The sequence below is a fragment of the Intrasporangium chromatireducens Q5-1 genome (genome assembly GCF_000576575.1).
Lineage (GTDB): Bacteria > Actinomycetota > Actinomycetes > Actinomycetales > Dermatophilaceae > Intrasporangium_A > Intrasporangium_A chromatireducens.
Genome location: NZ_AWQS01000101.1, coordinates 1 through 14,440, shown reverse-complemented (window position 1 = coordinate 14,440; position 14,440 = coordinate 1). Strand labels below are relative to the sequence as shown.

General features: G+C 69.9%; 11 protein-coding genes, 1 tRNA gene and 1 riboswitch. Of the genes, 9 read left to right on the top strand and 3 right to left on the bottom strand.

Going from position 1 to position 14,440, the window contains the following annotated elements; all coding sequences use genetic code 11:
* Positions 1 to 53: 53 nt before the first annotated feature.
* The gene (locus N864_RS23675; RefSeq protein ID WP_051518533.1) at positions 54 to 1,157 is read right to left on the bottom strand and encodes an ABC transporter ATP-binding protein; all 1,104 of its coding nucleotides are present in this window, start codon (positions 1,155 to 1,157) and stop codon (positions 54 to 56) included.
* A gap of 243 nt (positions 1,158 to 1,400) precedes the next feature.
* Here N864_RS23675 and N864_RS12605 point away from each other — a divergent pair, with 243 nt between their 5' ends.
* From N864_RS12605 to N864_RS12585, 5 genes are all read left to right on the top strand, one after another.
* Positions 1,401 to 2,729, top strand: a complete 1,329-nt coding sequence (locus tag N864_RS12605; RefSeq protein ID WP_034717222.1) for a sugar ABC transporter substrate-binding protein — start codon at positions 1,401 to 1,403, stop codon at positions 2,727 to 2,729.
* Between the two features lie 110 nt (positions 2,730 to 2,839).
* Complete coding sequence (locus tag N864_RS12600; RefSeq protein WP_034717220.1) at positions 2,840 to 4,399, top strand: ABC transporter permease subunit; 1,560 nt, start codon at positions 2,840 to 2,842, stop codon at positions 4,397 to 4,399.
* A 1-nt stretch (position 4,400) separates the two neighbouring features.
* The gene (locus N864_RS12595; protein WP_081793777.1) at positions 4,401 to 5,297 is read left to right on the top strand and encodes a sugar ABC transporter permease; all 897 of its coding nucleotides are present in this window, start codon (positions 4,401 to 4,403) and stop codon (positions 5,295 to 5,297) included.
* The gene (locus N864_RS12590; RefSeq protein WP_240474309.1) at positions 5,294 to 7,285 is read left to right on the top strand and encodes a glycoside hydrolase family 13 protein; all 1,992 of its coding nucleotides are present in this window, start codon (positions 5,294 to 5,296) and stop codon (positions 7,283 to 7,285) included. The genes N864_RS12595 and N864_RS12590 overlap by 4 nt, the downstream gene beginning before the upstream one ends.
* A complete protein-coding gene (locus tag N864_RS12585; RefSeq protein WP_034717226.1) occupies positions 7,282 to 8,295 on the top strand; it encodes a LacI family DNA-binding transcriptional regulator in 1,014 nt (337 codons plus the stop codon). Before N864_RS12590 ends, N864_RS12585 begins: the two co-directional genes overlap by 4 nt.
* A gap of 122 nt (positions 8,296 to 8,417) precedes the next feature.
* On the opposite strand, the gene otsB is transcribed toward N864_RS12585, so the two are convergent.
* Both otsB and N864_RS12575 read right to left on the bottom strand, forming a co-directional pair.
* The gene (gene otsB / locus N864_RS12580; protein ID WP_051518532.1) at positions 8,418 to 9,251 is read right to left on the bottom strand and encodes a trehalose-phosphatase; all 834 of its coding nucleotides are present in this window, start codon (positions 9,249 to 9,251) and stop codon (positions 8,418 to 8,420) included.
* Positions 9,251 to 10,687 carry an alpha,alpha-trehalose-phosphate synthase (UDP-forming) gene (locus N864_RS12575; protein WP_034717218.1) on the bottom strand — a complete coding sequence of 479 codons (1,437 nt, stop codon included), beginning with the start codon at positions 10,685 to 10,687 and terminating at the stop codon, positions 9,251 to 9,253. Before N864_RS12575 ends, otsB begins: the two co-directional genes overlap by 1 nt.
* 113 nt (positions 10,688 to 10,800) lie before the next feature.
* On the opposite strand from N864_RS12575, the gene N864_RS12570 reads away from it, so the two are divergent.
* From N864_RS12570 to N864_RS12555, 4 genes are all read left to right on the top strand, one after another.
* Positions 10,801 to 11,232, top strand: a complete 432-nt coding sequence (locus N864_RS12570; protein WP_034717216.1) for a CBS domain-containing protein — start codon at positions 10,801 to 10,803, stop codon at positions 11,230 to 11,232.
* A 24-nt stretch (positions 11,233 to 11,256) separates the two neighbouring features.
* A complete protein-coding gene (locus tag N864_RS12565; RefSeq protein ID WP_034717213.1) occupies positions 11,257 to 12,990 on the top strand; it encodes a serine/threonine-protein kinase in 1,734 nt (577 codons plus the stop codon).
* A 288-nt stretch (positions 12,991 to 13,278) separates the two neighbouring features.
* A riboswitch (cyclic di-AMP (ydaO/yuaA leader) is annotated at positions 13,279 to 13,369 on the top strand.
* Between the two features lie 24 nt (positions 13,370 to 13,393).
* Positions 13,394 to 14,134: a transglycosylase family protein gene (locus N864_RS12560; RefSeq protein ID WP_034717211.1), complete on the top strand. Its 741-nt coding sequence runs from the start codon at positions 13,394 to 13,396 to the stop codon at positions 14,132 to 14,134.
* Between the two features lie 111 nt (positions 14,135 to 14,245).
* A tRNA-Thr gene (locus N864_RS12555) sits at positions 14,246 to 14,318 on the top strand.
* The last annotated feature ends 122 nt before the right edge of the window (positions 14,319 to 14,440 follow it).

Below are 14,440 nucleotides of genomic sequence, written 5' to 3'. Positions count from 1 at the left end.
CTCTCGATCATGAGAACTGCACTCTCGATCAGGATGAGCGCACTGTCGATCGGTCAGTCGCTGATGCGCTCTCCGCTGTCGGCGTTGAAGACGTGCACGTGCCCCTGCTTCGGCTCGAGGTAGACGACCTCGCCCTTCTCCGGGGGACGACGCCCGTCGACGCGGGCGATGAACGGGGAGTCGGCGTTCTCCTCACCCGTCGTGCCGACCTGCTTGGCCTTCGTCGAGCCGTAGATGTAGGCGTCGGCCCCGAGCTCCTCGACGACATCGACCGTGACCGGGATGCCGTCGCCGTCCTCGGACATGTGCAGGTCCTCCGGCCGGACGCCGAGGGTGACGTGCCCGGACGCCTTGGATAGCTCCTCCCGCGCCACCGGCACGGTGTGCCCGGCGACGTCGACGCCGCCGTCGACGATCGGCGCGTCGAGCAGGTTCATCGCGGGCGACCCGATGAAGCCGGCGACGAACACGTTGGCCGGGTGGTCGTACATCCGTCGGGGCGTGTCGCACTGCTGGAGGATGCCGTCCTTGAGGACCGCGACGCGGTCGCCCATCGTCATCGCCTCGACCTGGTCGTGGGTGACGTAGACCGTCGTGACGCCGAGGCGCCGCTGCAGCGAGGCGATCTGGGTGCGCGTCTGGACCCGGAGTTTCGCGTCGAGGTTGGAGAGCGGCTCGTCCATGAGGAAGACCTGGGGCGAGCGGACGATGGCGCGGCCCATGGCGACGCGCTGGCGCTGGCCGCCCGAGAGGGCCTTCGGCTTGCGGTCGAGGTACTCGGACAGGTCGAGGATCTTGGCCGCCTCCTCGACGCGCTTGCGGATCTCGGACTTGTCGACGCCGGCGATCTTGAGGGCGAAGCCCATGTTGTCGGCGACGGACATGTGCGGGTAGAGCGCGTAGTTCTGGAAGACCATCGCGACGTCGCGGTCCTTGGGGGACAGGTTGGTCACGTCGCGGTCCCCGATGAGGATGCGTCCCTCGTTGACCTCCTCGAGGCCGGCGAGCATCCGCAGCGAGGTGGACTTGCCGCAGCCGGACGGGCCGACGAGGACGAGGAACTCGCCATCTGCGATCTCGATGTTGAGGTCATCGACCGACGGCTTGGAGTTGCCCGGATAGATCCGGGTCGCGTGGTCGAACGTCACTGTTGCCATGGGCGTCTTTGCCTTTCCTTCACCGGCAGGAACGTGCCGGACGATCCGTTGTAAAGGTGCCGACCCGGATGGGCTGGCACAGTCATCATGACGTATGCCGCTCGGCGGGCAAAGCGCGGCCCCTCCGTCCGTGGCCGGATCGTTGCAAGAACTTGCTGCAAGACAGCTTCAGAGGCTCGCAAGTTCTTGCTACGGTGCTCCCACTGGTGGCGGCGTGTGCCACCTGGTTTCGAAGGAGAATCCATGCACAAGCGTGCGTTCGGCACCGTGTCCTCGGCTGCCGTCACCTGCGTCGCAGCCCTGGCGCTCAGCGCCTGTGGCGGGGGCACGACCCCCTCCACGAGCAGCACCCAGCCCGCCGGCCAGTCGTCGTCGACGACGACCGAGGCAGCACCCGCCCCCTCCGAGTCGACGACGGCCGCCCCGGTCCGTGACGCCAACGTCGACCTCGTCATCTGGACGGACAACGACCGCGCCGCGGCCGTCAAGAAGTACGCCGACCAGTTCGGCGAGGAGCAGGGCATCAAGGTCCAGGTCCAGGTCGCCCCGGACGTGCGCGCCAACTTCAAGGACGCCACCAACGCCGGCAAGGGCCCGGACGTCATCGTCGGTGCCCACGACTGGCTCGGTGAGCTGGTCCAGAACAACGCGGTCGAGCCGATCCCGATGTCGGCCGACGTCCAGGCACAGTTCTCGCCGGAGGCGATGGGCGCCACGAAGTTCAACGGCCAGATCTACGGCGTGCCCTACGCCGTCGAGAACATCGGGGTCGTGCGCAACACGGCCCTTGCCCCCGACGCGCCGAAGACCTACGAGGACATGGTCAAGAACGGCCAGTCCCTCATGAAGGCCGGCAAGGCCGAGGGCGTCGTCGTCCAGGAGGTCGGCAAGACCGGCAACGCCTACTACACCTACCCCTACCTCAAGGCCTTCGGCGGCGGCATCTTCGCCGTCAAGGACAACGGCGACTACGACCCCAACAAGGTCATCGTGAACAGCGCCGGCTCGGTCAAGGGTGCCCAGCAGCTCGCGCTGCTCGGCAAGGAGAAGATCCTCTCCACGAACGTCGACGGCACCAACGCCGACGCCCTCTTCGACGGTGGGAAGTACCCGTACTACATCACCGGCCCGTGGGCCATCGACAAGGCGAAGAAGGCGAACATCAAGTACGCCATCTCGCCGCTGCCGACGATCGCCGGTGGGCAGATGGAGCCGTTCCTCGGCGTCCAGATGTTCTACGTCTCGGCCAAGGCCAAGAACAAGGCGTACGCCGAGGAGTTCGTCCTCAAGTACGTCACCAAGAAGGAGATGCAGGTCGACCTGTTCAACATCGGTCACCGTCCGCCGGCCCTCAAGGCCGCCTACGACGAGGTCTCCGCGAGCGACCCCGACGTCAAGGCCTGGTTCGAGGCCGGCAAGGGCGCCCTTCCGATGCCGAACATCCCGGCCATGAACGCCGTCTGGGGCCCGCTCGGCCAGGCCGGTGCGGACGTCATCTCGGGCAAGGCGAAGCCGCAGGAGCGCTTCGACGCCGCCCAGAAGGAGATCGTCGCCAACATCAAGAAGGGCTGAGTCCCAGCCCTCCTGGGGAGGGTGCCGTATGCCGCTGAGCCAGCTCAGCGGCATACGGGCCCTTCCCGTCCTCCCGCACGTCCCCGCGTCTCGGTCCTGACGGAGATTCAATGAAGAGTCGCTCGCCCTACGTGATCCTCAAGTGGGCCATCATCGCGGTGGTCCTGGCCGGGATCGTCTATGCCGCAGGCCTGTTCGCGGCGAACGGCCAGCTCATCCTGGTGGTCGTCCTCGGCCTGATCGGCCTGGCCATCCTCGCTGTCTATGCGACGCGGCGTGCCGTGCCGATGAAGTACCTCCTGCCGGGGCTCATCTTCTTCCTCGCCTTCCAGATCTGGCCGGCGGTCTTCACCGGCGCCACGTCCTTCACCAACTGGGGCGACGGGCACAGCCTGACCAAGCAGGAGTCGATCAAGGCGATCACCCAGTCGTCGGTCGTCGAGGTGCAGGGGCAGCCGCGCTACGAGCTGTCGGTCGCCGTCAAGGAGGGCGGCGACGTCGCGACGGCGGACCCGGTCTACATCCTGACTAACCCGCAGACCAAGCAGGTCTACGCCGGCACCAAGGACGGGCTCACGGAGCTGTCGGCCACTGACGTGACGCGCAACGACCTCGGTCGGGTCACCGCGGCCAAGGGCTACACCATCCTGAACGGCCGGCAGGTCAACGCCCGCCAGGACCTGGACGACTTCACCGTGCCGACCCGGGGCGGCGCCGCGATCAAGAAGGTCGGCCTGTCGGAGGCCTACGAGGGCAAGCCGACCGTGACCTACGACGCCGGCCGGGACCGCATCATCGACCACCGGCCCGAGGCACAGGGGCAGCCGGCCAAGGTCTACGGCCCGTCCAACGCGACGTGGGTCAACGTGCAGAACCCCGACGACCGCCTCGCCCAGGGGTGGAAGGAGAACGTCGGGTTCGCGAACTTCAAGAACGCGCTGACCAACGACACGCTCCGGGCCGGCTTCCTCAAGATCGCCGGCTGGAACTTCGTCTTCGCGATCGTGTCGGTCCTCTCGACCTTCCTGCTCGGCCTCGCCCTGGCGCTCCTGTTCAACGACGAGCGGCTCAAGGGCAAGAAGGTCATGCGTGCGGTCCTGATCCTGCCCTACGCGCTGCCCGGCTTCGTGACGGCGCTCGTGTGGGCCTCGATGTTCAACCAGCAGTTCGGGCTGATCAACAACCTGACTGGCCTCACGGTCGACTGGCTCGGCAACGGCATCGCGGCCAAGTTCGCGATCCTGCTGACCAACCTCTGGCTCGGCTTCCCCTACATGTTCATCGTGTGCACGGGGGCGCTCCAGTCCATCCCGGGCGACGTCAAGGAGGCAGCCGCCATCGACGGCGCTTCCGGCTTCCGGACGGTCCGCTCGATCACCATGCCGCTCGTGCTCGTTGCCGTCGGCCCGCTCCTCATCGCGTCGTTCGCCTTCAACTTCAACAACTTCTCGCTCATCTTCCTGATGACCGAGGGCGGACCCTTCGAGGGTGGCCAGAGCGCGATCGGCTCGACCGACCTGCTCATCACGTACGCCTACCGGCTGGCGTTCACGAGCGCGGCGCCGAACTTCGGCTACGCCGCGGCGATCTCGATCTTCATCTTCCTCATCGTCGCGGTCGCCTCGTGGTTCGGCTTCCGTCAGACCAAGGCACTCGAAGAGGTGAACTGACATGGCGATCGCCACTCACGAGCGGCTCGAGGTCGCGAACCAGATCCAGGTCGTCGGGCACAAGCGCAGGACGGGCACCTGGTGGAAGTACGCACTCGCCGGGGTCGCGCTGGTCTGGGCGCTCTTCCCGATCGTCTTCATCGTGTCTGCCGCGATGAACCCCTCCGGCACGCTCAGCACGACCTCGCTCGTGCCGAACAACGCGGGACTCGACAACTTCACCGAGCTGTTCTCGCTGCGCCCCTACGGCTCCTGGTACAAGAACACGCTCATCGTCTGCGGTGTCGGCGCGTTCGCCAGCGTCTTCATCGGGGCCTCGGCCGCCTACGTGTTCTCCCGCATGCGGTTCCGTGGTCGTCGGGTCAGCCTGATGATCCTGCTCCTCGCCCAGATGTTCCCGGTCATGCTCGCCTTCGTCGCGATCTACCTGACCTTCTTCACGATCGGCGAGGCGCTGCCGGGGATCGGGCTGAACACCCAGGCCGGCCTCATCCTCGCCTACCTCGGCGGGGCGATGGGCGCCAACGTCTGGCTGCTCAAGGGCTACTTCGACACGGTGCCCCGCGAGCTCGACGAGGCGGCCAAGGTCGACGGCGCCAGTCATGCCCGGATCTTCTTCACCATGACGCTGCGACTCGTCATGCCGATCCTCGTGACGGTCGGCATGCTCTCGTTCGTCGGGCTGTTCAGCGAGTTCCTCCTCGCCAGCATCTTCCTCAAGGACGCCGACAACCAGACCCTCGCGGTCGGGCTGTGGTCCCTGCTCAAGGCCGACAAGAACAAGTACTTCGGCCCGTTCTGCGCCGGGGCACTGCTCGCCTCGCTGCCCGTCATGGGCCTCTACTTCGGGGTCCAGCGCTGGCTCGTCAGCGGCCTGACCCAGGGGTCGGTGAAGTGAGCCCGACCCCCGCCCGCACCCCGGCCACCGCCTCCGCCACCCCGGCCACCGCCTCCGCCGCACCGGCCACCGCCTCCGCCGCACCGGCCGCACCCGCCGCAGCCAAGGCACCGACCGACGACCCCTGGCTGCTCCAGCCGCACCACGACGGCTCGTCCCGCTACGTCTCCGAGCGGAACCCGCGTCTCGGCGACACGGTGCAGGTGCTCGTGCGGGTCCCCCTCGAGTCTGCCGTCTCCGCGGTCCACGTCCGGACGGCCCCCGACGGTGAACAGCGGTTCGCCCGGGCGCGGCTCGCCCGCACGACGGACACGGACGCCTGGTGGTCGGCCACCATCGTCTGCCACAACCCGGTGACGAACTACCGGTTCCTCCTCTCGGGTGGGCCGTCCAAGTACGCCTGGCTCAACGGCACCGGCGTCCACCTGCGCGACGTGCCGGACGCGAGCGACTTCCGGCTCGTCGCGTCGGAACAGCCGCCGCCCCACTGGGCCAAGGGCGCCGTCGTCTACCAGATCTTCCCCGACCGGTTCGCCCGGTCCGAGCAGGCCGACCGGCGCACGCCGCCGGACTGGGCCATCCCCGCCGAGTGGGACGACCCGGTCGACACCAGTCCCCACGCCGTGGCCCACCAGTTCTACGGCGGCGACCTCGACGGGATCAGCGAGCACCTCGACCACATCGAGCGGCTCGGCGCCGACGTCGTCTACCTCACGCCGTTCTTCCCCGGCCGGTCCAACCACCGCTACGACGCGGCGACGTTCAACGCGGTCGACCCGGCGCTCGGCGGTGACGCCGCGCTGCGCCGACTCACCCGCGCCGCCCACGGACGTGGCATGAAGGTCCTCGGTGACTTCACGACGAACCACACCGGCGTGACCCACGAGTGGTTCGAGACGGCGACCGGTCCCGGCGGCAAGCGCACGCCGGAGCGGGACTTCTACATCTGGGAGAACGGCGACTACGTCGCGTGGCTCGGTGTGCCGACCCTGCCGAAGCTGAACCACCTGAGCAACACGCTGCGGCAGGGGATCTTCGAGGACCGCCGCGGCGTCGTGCGCAAGTGGCTCGGCCGGTCCGGCGGCCTCGACGGCTGGCGCGTCGACGTCGCCAACATGACCGGCCGGTGGCGCGCCGTCGACGTCAACCACGACGTCGCCCGGCAGATGCGCGCCACGATGGGCCGGCACCACCCGGACGCGCTCGTCGTCGGCGAGCACTTCCACGACTACACGACGGACGTGCCCGGCGACGGCTGGCACGGCGTGATGAACTACGCCGGGTTCTGCAAGCCGGTCTGGACCTGGCTGCGCGAGCCGGACGACACCCCGAACTTCCTCGGCGCGCCGGTGCCCGTCCCCGTCCTCGACGCCCGCGCCGTGGTCGACACGATGCGTGACTTCACGTCGCGGATCTCGTGGCAGGCGCTGACGCACTCGTTCAACCTCGTCGGGTCGCACGACGTGACGCGGGTGCGCACCCTCGTGGGCGAGGACGCACGGCTCGTCGACGTGGCGGCCGGTCTGCTCCTGACGATGCCGTCGATCCCGATGCTGACCTACGGCGACGAGATCGGCATGGAGGGGACCTTCGGCGAGGACGGGCGGCGCCCCATGCCGTGGGACGAGTCCCGTTGGGACACCAGGCTGCTCGACGTGTACAGCGGTCTGATCTCCGCCCGCAAGGCCTCCACAGCGTTGCGCCACGGCGGACTGCGCTGGGTGCACGCCGCCGACGACGCCATCGTCTTCCTCCGGGAGAGCGCCGACGAGACGGCCCTCGTGCACGTCGCCCGTGCTGCACATGAGCCGATCCGGCTCCCCGTGCGGCACCTGGCGGGCATCGGGACGGGGAGAGCGGCATACGGTCCGGCGCCGCGGATCGGCAAACGCCAAGTCACGCTGCCCGCGAACGGGCCACAGGTACGGGTGTGGACGTGGAAGCCGGCCGACGGCGGTCCGCGCCCCAGGAGGAGGAGACGCACGTGAAGGCGCGCTTGCGCGACATCGCCGAGCAGGCCGGGGTCTCGGAGGCCACCGTCTCGCGGGTCCTCAACGGCAAGCCCGGTGTCGCGGAGTCAACGAGGCAAGCCGTCCTGACGGCCCTCGACGTGCTCGGCTACGACCGGCCGAGTCGCTTGCGGCGCAAGAGCGCCGGACTCGTGGGCCTCATCGTCCCCGAGCTGACCAACCCGATCTTCCCGGCCTTCGCCCAGGTCATCGAGAACTCGCTGGCCCAGAGCGGCTACACGCCGGTGCTGTGCACGCAGGTGGCCGGGGGAGTGCATGAGGACGACTACGTCCAGATGCTGCTCGACCGCGGCGTCTCCGGGATCATCTTCATCTCCGGTCTGCATGCCGACACGACGACGGACCCCCAGCGATACATCGCGCTGCGCGAGCGCGGCCTGCCGCTCGTCCTCGTCAACGGCTACATCGACGGGGTCGACGCGCCGTTCATCTCGAACGACGACGTCGCCTCCATGGGCCTCTCGCTCGAGCACCTCGTCGCGCTGGGGCACCGGGAGATCGGCCTGGCGATCGGCCCGGACCGCTACGTCCCGGTGATCCGCAAGATCGCCGGGTTCCGCAACTCGTACCAGGAGCTGCTCGGCCGCTCCGACGTCGACCACCTCATCGAGCGCTCGCTCTTCAGCGTCGAGGGCGGCGCGACGGCGGCGGGCCGCCTGATCGACAAGGGCTGCACCGCCGTGGTGTGCGGCTCGGACATGATGGCGCTCGGCGCGATCCGCGAGGCACGCAAGCGGGGGCTGCAGGTGCCCCGGGACTTCTCCGTCGTCGGTTATGACGACTCGCCGCTCATCGCCTTCACCGACCCGCCGCTCACGACGATCAGGCAGAGCGTCATGGCGATGAGCGAGGCGACCGTGCGCGCGCTGCTCGACGAGATCGCCGGCCAGCCGTCGCCCCGGGCGGAGTACGTCTTCCGTCCCGAGTTGGTGGTGCGGGGGTCGACCGGCGCTATGCGCCGTCGCTGAGCCGCCGACCGCGCCTGTCGAACGCGATCCTCGTGGTCGAAGGCTTTGGTATGCCGCTGTGCTCGGCCCGGAACGCTGCCTCCGGCAGGTGGGTGGCGCGGTCGGGCGGGCGGCTGGCTCGGTCAGCCGTGCTGGGCGACGGCGCGGCGGGCGAGCAGGTCGGCCAGCAGGAGCGCGACGGCGTCGGTGTCGGCGATGCGGTGGCGCGCTGCCGTCGTGCCCGGCCCGACCTTGACCGTCACGTCACCGGGTGCCTCGAAGCGGGCGAACACGTCCTCGTCGGTCACGTCGTCGCCGAGATAGACGCGGGCGGCGGGCCCGATGGTGCGGGAGAGCGCAACGAGCGCGCTGCCCTTGTCCGCAGGGGAGACGGACAGCTCGAGGACCGACTTGCCCTCGAGGACCCGGACACCGTCGCGGGACTGCCCCAGCGAGCGGGCCTCCTCGAGGGCGGGCCGGGCCACGTCCTCGGGCAGGCCGCGCGTGTGGACCGCGACCCCGGCGGCCTTCCGTTCGACCCGCGCCTGCGGGTGTCGCGTCGTGACGAGGTCGCGCAGCTCGCCCTCGAGCACGTCGAGCCGAGCGAGGTCGTCGCCGGTGAGCGCCCGCGAGTGCATCCCCGACTGGACCGCCGGGTTGGTGGACTCGGCACCGTGGCTGCCGATGAGCGTGATGGCGTCCTCGCCGCTCAGCCCGGTCAGCAGGCGCAGGGTCGTGAGGTCACGCCCCGACACGATGGCGACGTGCACCCCGGGGAGAGCGGCGAGTCCGTGCAGCGTCGACATGACGCCCTCGGTCGGCTGCACGGCGAGCGGGTCGGGGTCGAAGCCGGCGACGACGCCGTCGAAGTCGGTCGCGACGAGCAGGGGCTGGGCATCGGCCACCGCGTCAAGGGCAGCCACGACGTCCTCGGGGAGCACGGCCCGGGCGCTGTCCGTGGCATCGCGGTGGGCCATCACGGGTTGGGCTCCGCCCGGTCCGGGGCCGCGTCGAGCGCGGCGAGGAACCGCGCCGCCCAGCGTTGGACGTCGTGGTCGGACACGCGCTTGCGCAGGGCTCGCATGATCCGCTGCTTCTCCCGCTCCGGGGTGTTGATCGCCCGCAGGATCGTCTGCTTGAGCCCCTCGATGTCGTGCGGGTTGCACGAGAAGGCCTGGTGCAGCTCGTGCCACGCGCCGGTGAACTCACTGAGGACGAGCGCACCGCCGAGGTCGAAGCGGCACGTGACGTACTCCTTGGCGACGAGGTTCATGCCATCGCGCAGCGGCGTCACGAGCATGACGTCCGCGGCCCGGAACAGCGCCGCCATCTCCTCCCGGGGATAGGCGTGGTGCAGGTAGTGGACGGCGGGCGCGCCGATCTGGCCGAGGTCACCGTTGATCCGCCCCACCGTCTGCTCCACGTCGGCGCGCAGGTGCTGGTAGGCGGCGACGCGCTCCCGGCTCGGAGTCGCGACCTGCACGAGCGTCACGTCGGGCGGACCGATGCGCCGGTCCGCGAGCAGCTCCTCGTACGCCTTGAGCCGGTGCCGGATGCCCTTGGTGTAGTCGAGTCGGTCGACCCCGAGCATGAGCACCTTCGGGTTGCCGAGCTGCTCGCGGATCTCCGCCGCGCGCTCGCCGACGGACGGTTCGCGAGCCAGCGCCTCGAGCCCCTTGAAGTCGATGGAGATCGGGATCGCAGCTGCCCGGACGCGTCGGCCGGACCCGTCGTCGACGGCGACCGTGCCGGCCTTGGTCTCGGCATGGATCAGCTGCCGGCAGGCGCGGACGAAGTTCTGCGCGTCGGCCTGGCGCTGGAAGCCGAGGAAGTCCGCACCGAGCAGGCCCCGGAGCAGCTGGCCACGCCACGGCAGCTGCGCGAACAGCTCGACCGGCGGGAACGGGATGTGGTTGAACCACCCGATCCGCACGTCGGGACGGAGAGCGCGGACCATGGCCGGGACGAGCTGGAGCTGGTAGTCCTGCACCCAGATCCGGGCACCGGGGGCGGCGACCTCGGCGACTGCCTCGGCGAAGCGCTCGTTGACGCGCTGGTAGGCGGTCCACCACTCGCGGTGGAAGGAGGCCGGGACGATGACGTCGTGGTAGATCGGCCACAACGTGTCGTTGGAGAAGCCCTCGTAGTAGCGGCGCACCTCCTCGGCGCTGAGGGCGACGGGGACGAGGTGGGTCCCCTCCTGGTCGAACGGGGCCGGCGCCTCACCGGGCTCACCGGCCCACCCGACCCAGGCGCCGGGCTGGTCGCGCATGACGGAGTCCATCGCGGTGACGAGACCACCCGGGCTGCGCCGCCACTCGGTCTCCCCGGAGTCCAGGATGACCTGGTCCACCGGCAGCCGGTTGGCCGCGATGACGAGGTCGAAGGTCTTCCCGTGTTGCGACGACGGCACTCGATCAGCTCCTGGTCGATTTTGTCCCACTGTAGTCACCGATCTCTGGCGCCCAGGCGTAGGGCGCTCTACTGTCGAGCCAAGGCAGCTCACGTTCGCGCGAGGAGGTCGACGTGAAGATTTCTGATGTTCTGCGGTCGAAGGGGCATGGGGTCGTCACCATTGCCCCCGACGAAACCGTCTCCGGACTGCTCGCTCTGCTCTACGAGAACCGCATCGGTGCCTGCGTCGTCAGCACGGATGGCAAGACCATCGAGGGCATCGTGTCGGAGCGGGACGTCGTCCGGAGCCTCCATGCGGAGGGCACCGCGGTCCTGCTCGGCCCGGTCTCCCGAATCATGACGAGCGACGTGACGACCGGCCGGGCCGACGACGAGGTGTCGTCACTGGCCGCGACGATGACGAACGAGCGCGTCCGGCACGTGCCGATCGTCGACGAGGACGGAGTGCTGACGGCCATCGTCAGCATCGGCGACGTCGTCAAGAGCCGGCTCAACGAGCTGCAGTCGGAGCGCGACCAGCTCCGTGACTACATCACCCACTAGTCGAACCGGCATAGCCTAGGGGGCATGGCTGCCCGCGACCGCACCGAGAGGGTCACGACGACCCTCTCTGCCGGTGCGTCGGGCGGGCCCTCGCCCGGTTCGCGTGGGGCTGGGGAGCCGGAGCGGCTCGGCCGCTACCGGCTCGTCGAGGAGATCGGCGAGGGCGGGATGGGCGTGGTCCACCTGGCTCTCGACCCGCGGGGCCGGGCCGTGGCCATCAAGGTGCTGCGCACCCACGTCGCCGCCGACCCCGAGGCGCGGGACCGGCTCGGGCGTGAGGTCGAGACCCTGTCCCTGATCCGGGACGACCGCGTCGCCGGCGTGCTCGACGCGGACGTCATGGGACCAAGGCCCTACATCGTCACCCGTTACGTCGCCGGGCCGTCGCTCGACGAGGTCGTGTCCCAGGACGGCCCGCTCGGCCCCGAGGCGCTGCTCCGGCTCGCCCGGGGCATCGCTGAGGCGATCCGCCGGATCCACGCCTGCGGCGTCGTGCACCGAGACATCAAGCCGGGCAACATCCTGTTGGAGGACGGCGAGCCGGTCCTCATCGACTTCGGCATCGCACACCTGCAGGACGACGTCCGACACACCGTCGGCGGCCTCGTCATGGGCACGCCCGGCTACCTCTCACCCGAGCTCGTCGAGGGCGCGCCGATCACGGACGCGACCGACTGGTGGGGCTGGGCCGCGACGATCACGTATGCCGCATCGGGCCGCCCACCGTTCGGGCGCGGGCGCATGGAGGCGGTCCTGAGTCGGGTCCGCGCCGGTGAGGTCGACCTGACGGGGGTCGACCCCCGGCTCGTGCCGCTGCTGCGCGCGTCCCTCTCACCCGACCCCGGCGCCCGTCCCCACGCCGACGAGGTGCTCGATGCCCTCGAGCGCTTCGCCGGCGGACACGCGGCCACCGTCCCGGCACCCTCCGGCGAGGTCTGGGACGACCCCGCGCGTCGGGTGCCTCCCGGCTCCACGCGCGTCATGCAGCAGCGGGGCACCGCGGTGATGCCCCGCGTCCCCGACCCGGTCCCGGTGCCCGAGGCGCAGTGGCCACCACCCGCTCGAGGTCAGGTGGTTGGGGGCGGCGGCTCAGCGGCATACGGGCACGACGTGGCGGGCCTCGACGACGACGAATGGGACGACGACGAGCTCGCCCCCGAGGGAGACCCGCGGATCGGGCTCGCGCACCGCACCGGCACGTTGCTCGCCCTGGCGGCTGCGTGGCTGGGCCTCGCGGCGGCCCTGCCGGGGGTCGCGCTGCTCGCCGTCGCCGGCTGGTCGGTGCTGGGTCGGTCGGTCGACCGGTCGATGACCGGGCTCGTCCGGCGCCGCTACGACCGGGGACGCCGGCGCAGCGACGTGCCGTGGGCCCTCGTCGCCAGTCCCTTCCACCTGCTCGGGGCCGCGGTCGCGACCGTGGTGAGCCTGCTCCTACCGGCCACGGTTGCCGTCGCCGCGATCTTCGCGTCGTCCCTGCTCGTTGCGAGTCTGCGCGGCGGAGTCCTCACCCCGGGGTCGCCCGGCACCCTCCTCGCGGGGGCGGCCGCGGGGCTGTTGATGCTGTGGTGGGGCCCGGGCGGGACGTCCCTGCGGCGTGGCTCGCGGTCGGTCATCCGGCGTGTCGTCCCGAGTGCCCTGCCCGCCAAGGTCGTCGGAATCGTCTGCGTGGTGGGCGGATTCGTCCTCGTGGGGATCGCCCTCGCCCAAGGTGGGAGCCTCGCCTGGACGCCGTGGAGCGGTAACCCGTTCGGCGGCTGACCCCCGCCGGCGCGTCCGTCGGGTAAAGGACCGGTCAAGAAAAGGTCACGAAAAAGTCTCGGTCTGGCTTGTGTCGGGGCCCCTTGGTCACGTACGGTCGTCTGGCAGCGGCATCCGTTCGGAGGGCATCGAGGTCCACTCGAGAGCTTCGGACCTGCCGCTTCGCCCTGCTCGGACCCTCCTGGGCGGGACCCACAACTTCACACGGCACATCCCACAAACCGGTCCCTGAGCGCGCCGAGCCTCGCCAGCCAGGGACATTGCCCGGGTCCCGGGCACGGGCGAGGACGGGGGAACCACTGTGGCCCCACAAGGGCCTAGGGGTGAGGTCGCGCAAGCGACGGGGCAGCCTGACGCCCCAACCCGACAGCTAACCCCGCAGGCGCCGTCAGGAAGGAACAACATGCAGTACCACCAGTCGAAGCACGCTGCGGCGAAGAAGATCTCGCTCAAGCAGCGCGCTGCAGGCGTCGGCATCGCCGGCGCCGCCACCGTTCTCGGCGGCATCGCGATGGCCGGCTCCGCCAAGGCGGACTCCTCCGTCTGGGACCGGGTCGCGGCCTGCGAGTCCGGCGGCAACTGGCACATCAACACCGGCAACGGCTTCTACGGCGGCCTCCAGTTCACGACGAGCACCTGGCGTGCCTACGGCGGCGGCGCCTACGCCTCGCGCGCCGACCTGGCCAGCCGGGCGCAGCAGATCGCCGTCGCGCAGCGCACCCTCGCCTCGCAAGGCCCCGGCGCCTGGCCGGTCTGCTCCGTGCGCGCGGGCCTGACCCGCGGCAACGGCGGTGCGTCCTCGACGGCCGCGGCCTCGCGCTCCACGACGCGCCAGGCGATCGCGCCGAAGAAGGTCACGACCAAGAAGTCCTACGCGGCCCCCAAGGCGAAGACCTACCAGGCGCCGAAGGCCCGCACCACCTACGTCGCCCCCAAGAAGGTCAACCGCGTCGGCACCTACGCCGCCCCGAAGGCCAACACCGGCAAGGGCGCGAAGATCACCATCGTGCGTGGCGACACCCTCTCGAAGCTCGCGGCCAAGCACCACGTCAAGGGTGGCTGGCAGGCGCTGTTCAACGCCAACCGCGGCACCATCCAGAACCCGAACCTCATCTTCGTCGGCCAGGTCATCCACCTGCCCTGAGTGAAGTGAGTCGATCGGCCCCACGAGGTTCGCCTCGTGGGGCCGATCGCTTTTCTGGTATGCCGCTGACTCCGTTACGCTTTCGGCGTCCCGTCGAGCGTGGCGGGGCCCGCTGGCGTGGCGCAATCGGTAGCGCACCTGTCTTGTAAACAGGTGGTTGGGGGTTCGAGTCCCCCCGCCAGCTCCGTGCTGCGATGGACCAATAGTGCCCCTGACGTCCGGTTTTACTGGTATGGACAGAAGGTTGGGCGGGAGTCCCACGGGGACTCGAAACGAGTTGAGTCCATAACGTTGGTGTACGACGAC

Excerpts from the sequence above, each read along its gene's own strand:
- N864_RS12600 (WP_034717220.1), top strand. The coding sequence starts at position 2,840 with ATGAAGAGTCGCTCGCCCTACGTGATCCTCAAGTGGGCCATCATCGCG.
- N864_RS23675 (WP_051518533.1), bottom strand. The coding sequence starts at position 1,157 with ATGGCAACAGTGACGTTCGACCACGCGACCCGGATCTATCCGGGCAAC.
- N864_RS12565 (WP_034717213.1), top strand. The coding sequence starts at position 11,257 with ATGGCTGCCCGCGACCGCACCGAGAGGGTCACGACGACCCTCTCTGCC.
- N864_RS12605 (WP_034717222.1), top strand. The coding sequence starts at position 1,401 with ATGCACAAGCGTGCGTTCGGCACCGTGTCCTCGGCTGCCGTCACCTGC.
- N864_RS12595 (WP_081793777.1), top strand. The coding sequence starts at position 4,401 with ATGGCGATCGCCACTCACGAGCGGCTCGAGGTCGCGAACCAGATCCAG.
- otsB (WP_051518532.1), bottom strand. The coding sequence starts at position 9,251 with ATGGCCCACCGCGATGCCACGGACAGCGCCCGGGCCGTGCTCCCCGAG.
- N864_RS12560 (WP_034717211.1), top strand. The coding sequence starts at position 13,394 with ATGCAGTACCACCAGTCGAAGCACGCTGCGGCGAAGAAGATCTCGCTC.